Source organism: Thermophagus sp. OGC60D27 (genome assembly GCF_052400625.1).
Taxonomy (GTDB): Bacteria; Bacteroidota; Bacteroidia; order Bacteroidales; family Marinilabiliaceae; genus Thermophagus.
In genome coordinates this window covers 25,428-37,793 of the sequence record NZ_JBQTGH010000002.1, presented here as the reverse complement: position 1 = coordinate 37,793, position 12,366 = coordinate 25,428, and the positions used below count along the sequence as shown (strand labels likewise).

Here is a 12,366-nt window from a genome sequence, read left to right as displayed (position 1 = left end):
ACAAGACTTTGTGTCATGCATTTAACTCTTTTAGTTTTGACGGGAAAAACAAATAAAGATATTATTTTTTAATGTTTTTAATGCCTTTCAAGCCTCGATTCGGGTCTCTTTTGGCGGCTTTAATAATTACATCTTTTTGTGTGCATGGCAAAGCTTTCTTTTTATTGTTGGTACATATCCTATATCCTGCAACCAGAATTAGAGCGCTTCCGAATTGTTTTTGTGCTTCTGTGAGTCCTAGTTGGTGTTCAATTCCGACCGAAAATCTTTTATAATCGATTCCAAAGGTTGTTGCCAATCCAAGATCTTTTCCCAATTGTTCATCCATAGTGCGTCGGTATGCCAATATCCCCCATAGGGCAAAATTGGGATCCAAGGTGGGCATATAAAGCTTTAGGTTGGCGTCAAAACGAGTATTTTGCAAATTATTCAGTCGATAATAGAACAAAGGTTCTAAATAAAGGTCGCGATCAGGTATTTTCCATGAAGTCCCTGCATGGACATGGAGGTCCGGCCCCGTTTTGGGTTCCCATTCCGATTTGTACATGGGGTTATTTTGTGGAAGTATGTTGGACAAGGCAACTCCGATATGGTGATTGTTTACTTCCAACATTAATCCAGCATTGGTATTAAAACCCATACCACTTTCCCGGCTCCCGTTGATGATGGGATCTAATCCTGCGCCTTCAGAAAAACCGCTGTAATCGATGGAACTTTGTTCGATAAAAGCTGAAAGTCCAAAGTGTAAGGATGTAAAACCTTTTTTATTTTTCCTTAATTTCACTTCTACGGAAAAGGATTGTTGGAGCCCCATTCTCTTGAAATTTCCGTTTCGGTCATTAAATACGTAAGTCCCTGATCCCAGATTTTGAAAGAGTGGGGTTTGAAATGAAAATAGTTGAGTCGTCGGAGCCAAATCAACTCCAAACCATTGCTTCTGATAGAATCCGTTAAAAGTGATACAATCATTATTATTGCCTGCATCAGCAGGATTAATCATAAACAGATCGTAAACATATTGATTGGTTATGAAATATTTTTGTGCAGATAATGAATACGCTAACAACAATAATGAAAAAATCAAAAATACCTTCTTCATTTTATTTTGGGGGTTTACGAAGAGTTCGGGTTTATTTTCAGGGGAGTGATTTTTTTTGATCACTCCCCTGAATTTGTTGGAAAATTTATCGTTTTACAGTCACATGTCCTTTGATAATCTTGTTTACCGGTTTGAGGTGAATGACATACCAGTAATCGTCAGATGGTACAGGTTTGTTTTGGTATTTCCCATCCCATGAAACCGATTCAGATACTTTAAAGGCTCTTAGCAATTTTCCATACCGGTCAAATATTTTGATGTCGGAATCAGGTAATCGTTCTATGCCATCTAATTCCCACGTGTCATTAAATCCATCGTTGTTAGGAGTAAAAAAGTCGGGGATCTCGATTTCATAATTGGAATTGAGATAGAAAAAAGTGGATGTTTTGCATCCATTGATGTCTTCTACAAATATTTCATGTTCTCCATTCGCAATATTTTTAAAGGTGTTTTCATCCTGAAGGTCATATTCATTGTCTAGCGCATAAAAGTAGGGTTGTGTGCCACTTTCTGCATAAATAGTTACCTGTGCATAATAGGTGGTGTCAAGCCGGGTGATTTCAGGTGAGGGGTAATATTCTACATGAATGGTGTCACGAAGGAAATGGCATCCGTCATATACTTCCACCCAATAGTCTCCGGATTGGGTTATAGTGTCAGTTTGGTTCGTATTGCCATCACTCCATAGGTAACTTTGTATCAAAGAAATTTGTTGTTCGCCGGCATATTCTGAAATGATTTCAGAACCTGCATCCAATATTAGGTCTTCCGGTTCGCATGCCGAGGTATCATTCCCTAATGAATAGGGCGGGTCAGCAAGAAAATCAACGACTTTAGTGTCCCAGCCTACACATCCGTTAATGTCTGTAACTTTTACAGTATTTAAGGTGTCCATTAAATTGGCGATAATACTCCTATTGGCACTGCCATTGTGCCATTCATAGCTCATATATCCACTCGGTGCTTCAATTGTTAAGGGGTATTCAACGGGACAAATAAAGATGTCCGGGCCTAGTTCAATGTCGGGAACCGGATGCCAAACCAGGTTCATCGTGTCTACTCCAATGCAACCATTGGCGTCAACTACTTTGACATGGTGCTGACCTCGATCCACTGTGATACTGGTAATGTTTTTTTCTCCATTTGACCAGTAAATTTCAGGATAATTGGAAACAGTAAGTGTTTGCTGCTCCCCGGCACATCCATAGATGTCCGGTCCGAGGTCTACCGACGGTAGTGGATGAACTGTGATATCCACGTTTTGGGTAGCGGTGCACCCATTACTTCCCCACACCTGAAGATGGAATGTCCCGCTGGTCATGGTTTCTGTGTAGTTGGACTGACCATCTGAGGAATCTCCATTCCATTCATATCTTACATATGAAGGACTGGCTGAAATCATGATCGTATCGCCATAACATTTTTCCCTATTTTCACCCAGAGTAAAGACTGGAGACGGCAAGTGGGTCAGTGTCATGGTATCGCTATTGGTACACCCGTTGTTGTCGAGAATGTGCAAAGAATAGTCGCCTGCAGCTGAAACCATCCAGTCACTATTAGGAGGTCCGGAGACAGACGTGGCATTTTGTTCCCAGTGGTAGGAAGTAATAAGAGGGGGTAATGAAGACGGAATTTCAAGAGTGTAAGATTCGTTGTCGCAAATCTCTGCATCTTCAATATTTATGTCAGTGAGTTGGTGGTAAGCGATTTCAACCTTATCCATAAATTGACATAACCCGTCTCTTACCTCAAGGAAATAGACGCCGGGTTCAGGATTCGCATTAGGATTTTCTTTTCCCAGATCGGTGCCGGTATAAAACGGTATCAAATCACCATTATTATCCATGGTATACCAGGTGTGATCTCTTGGTTGTCTGTCTGCGGCGATGGGTTGAGGGGATGACCAGCCGTGGGGATTGGTCATGTCAAAGGAAACATTTGTGTTGGGACAAAATTCCACTTTGTCGGGTAAGTTGAAAGAAGGGTTGTTCCAAACATTGACTTCTGTTGTTTCCACCGCCTTACAACCGTTTGCTTGTGTGGCGGTAAGTTGATATTCCCCTGCGGATCCTATCAGAATGAAGTTATCTTCACTAAGGATATTTGAAGGATTACTGGTTTCGATCCATTCAAAAGCAACAAAACTATGGCCGTTGGCCTCTATCTTCATCAGGTTTCCGTCACAGATATCCACCTCACTGGAGATGCCAATGTCTGGAACCTCCTGAATATCCAGATAAACGGATCCGGAAATATTACATCCGTTATTATCTACCGCTGTAACGGTATAAGTTCCTTCGTCAGCGGGGATGGCATTGGTGATGACATGTTGATTGGTATTTGTACTTAAATTGATGGTGCTGGAACCATTGTCGAAAGTCCAATGGTAGGAATTTGGAACCACTCCCGTAGCTTGAGCTATAATGGTGATGTCATCATTTTCACACACACTGGTGTCGTTGCCAAATGTAAAAACCTGTTCGTTATAAATACCAAAGTAGGCAGTATCTCTGCCAATACATCCATTGTTGTCGGTAACCATTACAGACACGGTATCTGAATGGGTAAGGGTAATGGATGAAGCGGTGGATCCATTGTGCCATAGGTAGGAGGTGTAACCACTCAAAGAAAAAGTGCCTGTATTTCCCGGGCATTCCCAGATATCCGATAAGTTTATGGTTGGTTTAGGATGTACTGTAAGATTAATGGTTTCTGTTTCTGTACACAGGTGGTCGCTCCAGACGGTTAGCTGGTATGTTCCTGAATTTTGGGCAATAATATAACTCAATGTGTCGGACGGATTGGTCGTTCCATTTACAGTCCATTGATAGTGAAGCATTCCTGTCACTGTGGTGCGAATGGTGTCCCCTTCGCACACTTCATCCCCGCTTATATTCCAGTTGATTTGGGGCGCAGAATATCCGGTTACTGTAACGGTATCGGTTGAAGAACAACCCAAATCATCAGTCATGGTAAGCGATATATCAATTACTTCTCCGGGATTGGGAGTTACAGAATAGGTGTCGCTGGTAATTCCGCCCGGTTCCCAATAGTAAAGATCTCCAGGGTTGGTGGCTGCAACTGTGTAGGTTATGGTTTCTCCGGGGCAGATTAAAGTGTCGTTTCCCAAGGAGAAGGTGGGAGTGCGAAAATTCACATAAATCGTGTCAGTAAGGTAGCATTCCCCGGCCATGACTTCTGCTCTTACCCAATAATTTCCTGATTGGGTGATTTTTATTGAGGGTTCATCAGAAATATAGTTATAAGGATCATCTTCATAAAACCAGAAATATGATCGCATGGGGTCTTGTGTCTCTAGGGTAATGGTTTCTCCTTCACATGCCATGGTTAAACCGTTAATGCGGAGGGAGCTGTAATCCGAAAAATAGCCGAAGCTCATACTGACGCTGTTCTCGTCGAGAATGCTCATATGGAAAAGTCCTTCGTTTTCGATGGTATATGGGTCCCCGGTAGCAATACCTTGCCCATTCTTCCATCCCATTTGTATAACTGCGGAATACCAGGGCTCTTCCCCATTTTTGCCGGTGCCCGGAACCTGAATCCATTGAATATTGTCGAGGTATTTTGACGGGTCAAGATTGTTGGTGTCATTAGGCCCCCTAATGGTAAAGGTGTTTCGGTGACTCTCTTTAACCATTAGCTGGACATAAAATCGATCACCTAATACCCGGGTGAAGGAGACGCTGGTAGAACCGGTACATTTAACATGTGGAAGTATGGCACTCCCCAACTCAGTCCCACGCGTTGCCTTATTGTTATTTCGGGGAGGAATACCCGTGACTTGGTATGCGTAAATTGGTTTGTCGGAAGTGATATACAACGCATTCCCGCCAATGTTCAATTCATGAAGTTCGCCCCGGTTGAGTGTCGCCTTATAAGATCCGTTTACCGCCAGGTAAGTGTCATCTTCTACTGCCATGACAAACACTTTTTGATCGGTTGTTATGCCTTGGTTGTAGAGTGTATGCATGGCAATGTATTCGGTTCCCAGTAGGTCTGTCGGAATTAGTTGATCGCCAATCAGGTCCCAATGTCCCGGGTCGGTAGGTCGTTCAATGGAATCGTCCGAGATGGTAACTGCAATGGGATAATTTGAAGTGATTTCGGTGCCACCCAAGTGATGGGCAGCTTGTTCTCCTTCTGTGGTGCTCATTAAGGAGTAGGTCTGCCCTCGGTTTAACATGATTGTAACCGTATCTCCTGCACTATGTCCAATTACATCATCAGTGAGAACGACCTGCACGATTGTCCCGTCGTGGGTCGCAACAATATCGATGTGTTCTCTGGCAGGAGTGTTATAATGGTGGTTGTCAAAAGCATTTTGCGATGGGATTAGGAATTCGGTCCCTAAAGCATTATTGCCCTTGAGGGTGAACTTATCCGGGTTGTTACCAGGGGCTACATCATAGTAAACGGTTATTTCCACATCGGAGGTGATGAGAATGCCTTTGTTAAGTACTTGATCTGCAGGTCTGTTTTCTATGAGGTTGAGGTTGCTAAGACCTTCATAGTTGTGCTGTGTGTTGGCTGGAATAGAGATGGTCTCAGAGAATCCCTGAGCTGGCATTGAAATGGTTACTTTTGCTGGCTGGTCCAGGGCTGTAATGCGAAAGGATACAGGATTGTCACCGTGATTGTTGGTCACCTCTGGTGCTACAAACCAAAAAAGGGTATCAACTTGTGATATTGCATTATAAGAGGAACCTAAAGACAGCGCAAAAAGAAAAATCAGATAATAGTAAAATTTCTTCATGGCGGGTTGGTTAAAATTAAACTTCTGATTGACTCGACCTACTATACTTCTATTCGCCTATGAATGATATTAGTTCATAAGAAAATTGGCGATTAATATATGTTGCCATTGCTAATTGTAAAATCACTTCTATTTAACGCAAAACTTATCCTGATTATTTTATACGGTTCGAAACGAAAAAAAGTTTAAGGTTTAATGTCGAAAAACAACTAAAATGGAGTGGATGATGTTGTGCAAAAAGGGTTATTAATCAATGTGGAATGTGTATTTAATGGAAGAATGTTGAGTGTTAATCAAAGTTATTAGAATGAATAACTAATATGATATGTGATGCCGCAATATTCATTATCGTTGTTCCTTGTTGCAGAAAACGCATTTCATTTTCCCGCCCCCGGAGTATCTTGCGGTTTAATACCTTATGGGGCATAACTTGATTTCTTGCAAGGGCACTTCACTTCAGTATGGTTTTAAAAGCTTCAGAAAAGAATTGAAAAGTATTTTTTGTCTAAACAGTAAATTTATTAGTGGAATGCCGAAACCAGCCCTTTATCTATAAATAAAAAATAGAAGGGTATTATGTTATATCTATTTTTCCTGTTTGACTTTAAGCATGAGGGGATTAATTTCTTCTCCCCAATAAACAGTGGTGTGTGGGAATGGGATTTCAATATTGTTTTTGTCAAAAGCTATTTTTAGTCGCCTTCGATATTCCCTTCCTGCATTCCACTGTTTTATGGGTTTTGTTTTTAATCTTGCTTTTATAATGAGGGCACTGTCAGCAAACTCGTCCAGACCGAAAATTTCGATGGGTTCAATGATTTCAGGACCAAACTTAGGGTCGTTTTGCAAATCTTCTCCTACTTGCTTCATTATTTCCATCACCTGGTCAACATCTTCCTTATAGGCTACGCCTATGTTAAAAACGATGGCCGACCACTCTTTGGTCATGTTGGAGATGGTATTGATTTTCCCATTTTGGAAGATATGTACAACCCCACTTAGGTCTCGCAAAGTAATTGTACGAAGTTCTATTTTTTCAACGAGTCCTCCAGTTCCGTTAATAATAACCACGTCTCCTGTTCTGACTTGATTTTCGAGCAACATGAAAAATCCTGAAATATAGTCTCGGACCAACTCCTGGGCTCCGAATCCTACAGCCAGACCTAAAATGCCGGCACTGGCCAGTATGGGGCCTACATTTATTCCGAATTTGCTAAGTAATATAATGATGAAAACAGTATACAGAATGATGCGAGTAGTCCCCATCACGATCCCGGTAAGCGTTTTGATACGTTTTTCGGCCTCGCCGGTATCCACTGCCTGGTCGTTTTCCGCACGTTTTATCAATATAATTCTCAATCGGGATATGGAGAATTTTATGAGACGAAGCATTATGATTAAGGTGATAATAAGAATGATTATTCCGGGAAGCTCCGTGATGATCCAACCTAATGCTTCTGAAAATAGTTTTCCCCAAAACTCGGATGTGAGCATGTTTTTCATGACCAGTTATCTATATTAATGGTTTTGATCTTCTTTTATGATAGAACGATTGTTGGCCCCAAGGCATTGGGTGACATCTTTTATGCTTTGCGGGCTGTCTGAAAGTATGACGAGGTTATCGCCTGATTCCAGTACGGTATTTCCGTTTGGCGTGATGTATTGGTTTCCTCTCTTAATGATAGCGATAATGGCGGATTTTGGAAAGTTCAGTTCCACAATTTTTTTACCCGCGGCCACTCCTCCTTCCGGGACTTTAATTTCTCGAATCATGTTTTTAGCTTCGTCAGAAGAAAGGATCTCAAAGTTGCTTTTGAGTGATTTTGTTTTTTCAGGCAATACCACTTTCAACCATTTGGCAACAAGCGATATAGAAGTGCCTTGAATAAGTACCGAGGTGAGAGATACAAAAAAGACAATGTGGAAAATTAAATTGGCTTTATCGATTCCGGCTAAAAGGGGATAGGTTGCAAATACTATAGGTACTGCACCCCGCAGTCCTACCCAGCTTATATATATACGTCTCCGGAACCTCATCCTAAAGGGCAACAAACTGACTAATACGCTAAACGGACGCGCAATAATTATTAAAAAAAGAGAGATGAGAATACCGGAACCTAAAACCGGTATTATCTCTGATGGAAATACCAATAAACCTAATGTTAGAAATAAGACTATTTGCATCAGCCAGGCCAAACCATCATAAACTTGAAGAATACTTTTTTTGTGGATCAGTTGCTGATTGCCCAAATAGACTGCGCATACATATACTGCGAGAAATCCATTTCCGCCAACAGCATCCGTAAAGGAATAGGTGATAAACATTAGGGCGATTACCAATACCGGATAAAGACCATCGAAATCGAGCGCTATCTTGTTAATTATAAATTTACTAATCCTGCCCGATAAATATCCAAACACGCCACCTATTACCATTTGTAATAGAAAGATTTGCAATACAGATAACAAACCTTCTTCAGGGTGTAATACCAGATTTAAAAAGGAAATGGTTAAAACATATGCCATTGGGTCGTTACTCCCACTTTCCAACTCCAGCGTGGGCCTTAGATTTTGCTTTAATGCCAACTTCTTCGAACGCAATATGGAAAAAACGGCTGCGGCATCTGTCGAAGAAACGATAGCGCCTAGTAACAGACCTTCATAAAGGCTAAAATCCGTAATTAAATAAGTGAATATCCCCAGAGTTAAGGCCGTTAAAAGAACCCCAAGGGTTGACAATGAAACACCCTGCCACAAAACGGGTTTTACAGCTTTCCAATTGGTATCAAGCCCTCCGGAAAACAGAATGAAGTTGAGAGATACAACCCCGATAAAACGGGCCAGCGCCGGATCATTGAAGTGAATACCCCCGATGCCTTCCGAGCCGGAAAGCATTCCTATGACCAAAAACAGGATTAAAGTTGGGATTCCAAACCGGAAGGATGTCTTCCCCGCAATGATGCTTATTAGTAGAAGAAACGATCCTACCAGTAATATGTTTTCGATCGACAGAACCATAGAGTATCAGGTTATTCTAGGAATTCGACTTTTTTCTTTAGGTTTTCTAAGATACTAATTTTTGTTTTCTGTCCGCTCCTTTTAATTGAAAAACATTTTTTGCAGGGAATAGTCGCATTAGGGAGACCCATTGCCTTAAAACTATTTGGTAGGGGCTCCAATTTCCTGTCAGAAAAATATTATTTCGGTACGCTCATTTTGTTGATGTTCTTCTTCTGAGCAGGGATCACTATCTGAACATTGGTTAACCGGAGAGGTTTCTCCATACCCTTTGGCGACGATACGGGACGAATCAATGCCTTTGCTTTTAAGATAAGAGGCCACCGCCTGAGCTCTTGCGCGGGAGTTTTGCATATTAATGCTTGCTGCTCCCTTTGAACTGGTATGAGTTCTGATTTCTATCTTTAAATGTGGGTATTCTATAAGCAGTTCGTATAGGGCATTTAAAAGCGGGATGGTCGCATCTGTGGGGTTTAGCTGGTTTTGTTGATAGGTTAGATTAACCACAAAACTGTGATCTGTAATGATTTTATTCAGTTTGAGAGATGCCTGCCGGTTAAGATCTATATATCCGGTGTCTTTGTCGAATGTGGAATAAGTCGTGGCTATTGGGAAGAATCCACTCTTATAACAAACGAGTGAATAATCCGAATAGGGATGAAGTTGTATCCTGAAAGAACCGTCATTCTCTGTATAAGCCGTATCTATAAGGGATTGGCCGGTATATACATAAATAGGGACGGCGGAAATTGGATGGTTTTCTTCTTCGCCGGTGATGATTCCGTGAATGCCATAAACCGGCTTGGGTCGAAGGTTTACCATGATGGTATCGTCGAGAGTGGCTAGAGAAAAAGATTGTTCATAGGGATAGAAATGCTCTTCTGCCGCAATAATGGTAATATCTTTTGAAATGGTGTCAGGAAGAAAGAATACTCCTTCTAGGTTGGTGGTAAGATCCAGAAGAAAAGCACCGTTTTGATCCAGCACACCCAATATGGCTTTTGGCAGGGGCCTTTGTGTATTCTGGTTCCTCACTATGCCGGTGTATTTTTTTCGAGGAACTTCAAAGGTCACCGGATTCAGAATCTCAAATTTATAGATGTCATCGTTTCCCATTCCTCCTGGTCGATTGGATGCAAAGTATCCGTCTTTGCTTCCATTGTTTAGGAAAAGGGAAAAATCATCCTTGGAAGAGTTTAGTGGGTATCCCAGATTTTTTACAATATATTTCTCTTCAATTCTTTTTGCGGCGAATAGATCTAGTCCTCCCAATCCAGGGTGTCCGTCGGAGGCAAAATATATCAGCCCCTCTTCATCCACAAATGGGAACATTTCATTGCCGAAAGTGTTGATTTCAGGCCCTAAGTTTACGGGTAGCCCCCAACCTTGATTATTTCGCTCAACATAATAGATGTCAGATTCACCGTATCCACCCGGTCGGTTCGATGCAAAATAGAGACGATCTCCATCTTCAGTTAAAAATGCATGGGCACATGAATAGGAGGGATCATTAAAAGGTAATACCTCGGGTGATTGCCAGCTGCCATCCGAACTTCTTACTGATCGGACTATGCTTAGTCGGTTGAGATTTACTTGGTCTTGTTCTTTGATGCGGGAGGAGAAGATGTTGCGAGTGATAAATGCTTCGGTTCCATGTCTGTTGAAGGCAACCGGTCCATCGTTATATCTGGTTTTAAATTCGGTGGAATTTAATTTGGGTGATGATGAAGCTTGATTAAATTCCTCAACTCGGTAAATGTTCAGAAATGACTCAGCTTTTTTGTTTTTTAAGAGTGCGGGAGCAGGTCGGGAAGAGGTGAAATACATAATTCCGTTTTGGATAATCGGGGAAAAATCAGAAAAGCGGCTGTTGAAAGTTACAAGGTTAATATGGTATCGTTTTTCCTGAAGGACCTGTTGGGTCGAAAAATCTGTTTGGATCCATCGTTGTGCTTTGGGATCATCCGGTTTTTCTTTTAGGAATTTATCCATTGCCAGATCAGCCTGAAGGTATTTGCTATTGTATCTTAGGGTTTGTGCATACCAATAAAGAGCATCTCCACGGAGCTTTTCCATACCTACTTCCATATATACCGCTTCTGCCATTTCGTGATGGTCGGTTTCGAAGTATGCCTTGGCTAGTTGTACTTTGGATGAGTCGGGGAGTGGGTGTCTTCGCTTTATATTTTCAAACAACCGGATGGCTTCAAGATAGTTGCTGCGGTCAAAAGCAATTTGGGCCTCGTTAAGTCGTTTTATAAAAGAAGGTGAGGCAGAATTGCTCCTTTCCTGTGCTTTGAGATGGCCGGTCACAACGCATAGGAAGAATATGAATAAAGTTAGTTTATGAATCGGCATGGTCATCGACTGATTGTTATTTGAAAAATGTTCTGCCTAAAGCGGAGCATTCATTCATCGCTGAAAAGTTGATAAAAAATGGACTTGCTGATAAAATGGTGCCTGCCCTGAAAACTCATGACTACTAGGCACAAAATAGTCATTTTTTACAAGAGTGAGTAGGAGATCGTTAAAAATCTCGTGGGGAGATGACTTTTTCCTTAGGTGTTTTGGTTAGACTGAAATGTATCACCATTTCATGGCTCCCGTTGGATAATGTACGCAATTCGGACTGAGGGAAATCATATGCGTATCCAATCATTAAGCGGGCGTTTACTTGGAGGCTTGCCAGTAAAGCCAGGTTCTCATCCGGACGATAGGAAAACCCAATTCCATAGGCTTTTTTGTATAAACAACGGATGGTGATATCTGTCGAGAAGGGTGCCCCTTCTGTTATCCTGGTGATAAATGATGGTTTCAAAATAAATTGTGGATTCAGTTCAATGTGATACCCGCCCATAATGAAAAAATGTCTTTGAAGTGTTAGAACCTGCATTTCTGAGTTGTCATTTTCCAGAGGCATTTGAAAAAGCCTGGGTGAAGATGCCGCCACATAAAATTGGGGCGAATAGAGATATAGGCCAAAGCCGGCATTGGGTATAAACTTTTGTTCCAGATCACTGCTGAAAGCCGGGTCGGTTCCATCCACATTGAGGGAACTCAATCCCACGTGATAATTATATACACCGCCATTGAGGCCCATCGAAAGAATGGTTTTGGCTGTAATACGGACCCGGTAGGCATAGTGAATGTTCAGAAAGAAATTGCTGACCGGTCCGTAATCGTCAGCTACCACTGAAAAACCCAAGCCCATGGTGTGGTTGCGAACCGGAGCATGTAGTGCAAAATTATGTGTTCGTGGAGCACCTTCCAAGCCAGTCCATTGCAAGCGCGAAAGAAATACCATGCTTAAGGCATCTTGGGTTCCCGCATAAGCCGGATTAACAGTGATGATGTTGTACATGTACTGGGTGTATTTGGGCTCTTGCTGAGGGAAAGCTTTTTGCGAAAACATAAAACCTGTCAGCAAATAAGTTAATAACAATACGGTTCTGATATGATTTGAGTGCTTCATTTT

General features: G+C 41.7%; 6 protein-coding genes. All 6 read right to left on the bottom strand.

The window, feature by feature from the left end; genetic code table 11:
* Positions 1–61: 61 nt before the first annotated feature.
* Positions 62–1,099 carry a PorP/SprF family type IX secretion system membrane protein gene (locus tag ACT29H_RS02340; protein WP_444819984.1) on the bottom strand — a complete coding sequence of 346 codons (1,038 nt, stop codon included), beginning with the start codon at positions 1,097–1,099 and terminating at the stop codon, positions 62–64.
* Between the two features lie 85 nt (positions 1,100–1,184).
* The gene (locus ACT29H_RS02335) at positions 1,185–5,873 is read right to left on the bottom strand and encodes a T9SS type B sorting domain-containing protein (protein ID WP_444819983.1); all 4,689 of its coding nucleotides are present in this window, start codon (positions 5,871–5,873) and stop codon (positions 1,185–1,187) included.
* 585 nt (positions 5,874–6,458) lie between these two features.
* The gene (locus tag ACT29H_RS02330) at positions 6,459–7,376 is read right to left on the bottom strand and encodes a mechanosensitive ion channel family protein (RefSeq protein ID WP_444819982.1); all 918 of its coding nucleotides are present in this window, start codon (positions 7,374–7,376) and stop codon (positions 6,459–6,461) included.
* Between the two features lie 15 nt (positions 7,377–7,391).
* Positions 7,392–8,891: a potassium/proton antiporter gene (locus ACT29H_RS02325; RefSeq protein WP_444819981.1), complete on the bottom strand. Its 1,500-nt coding sequence runs from the start codon at positions 8,889–8,891 to the stop codon at positions 7,392–7,394.
* Between the two features lie 168 nt (positions 8,892–9,059).
* On the bottom strand, positions 9,060–11,255 hold the full coding sequence (locus ACT29H_RS02320) for an OmpA family protein (RefSeq protein ID WP_444819980.1): 2,196 nt from the start codon (positions 11,253–11,255) through the stop codon (positions 9,060–9,062).
* Between the two features lie 163 nt (positions 11,256–11,418).
* Entirely contained in the window at positions 11,419–12,363 is a 945-nt protein-coding gene (locus tag ACT29H_RS02315; RefSeq protein WP_444819979.1) for a PorP/SprF family type IX secretion system membrane protein, read from the bottom strand.
* Positions 12,364–12,366 lie beyond the last annotated feature (3 nt).

Bases quoted from the DNA above. Each gene is read 5' to 3' on its own strand.
- ACT29H_RS02335 (WP_444819983.1), bottom strand. From the start codon at position 5,873: ATGAAGAAATTTTACTATTATCTGATTTTTCTTTTTGCGCTGTCTTTA.
- ACT29H_RS02315 (WP_444819979.1), bottom strand. From the start codon at position 12,363: ATGAAGCACTCAAATCATATCAGAACCGTATTGTTATTAACTTATTTG.
- ACT29H_RS02320 (WP_444819980.1), bottom strand. From the start codon at position 11,255: ATGACCATGCCGATTCATAAACTAACTTTATTCATATTCTTCCTATGC.
- ACT29H_RS02330 (WP_444819982.1), bottom strand. From the start codon at position 7,376: ATGAAAAACATGCTCACATCCGAGTTTTGGGGAAAACTATTTTCAGAA.
- ACT29H_RS02340 (WP_444819984.1), bottom strand. From the start codon at position 1,099: ATGAAGAAGGTATTTTTGATTTTTTCATTATTGTTGTTAGCGTATTCA.
- ACT29H_RS02325 (WP_444819981.1), bottom strand. From the start codon at position 8,891: ATGGTTCTGTCGATCGAAAACATATTACTGGTAGGATCGTTTCTTCTA.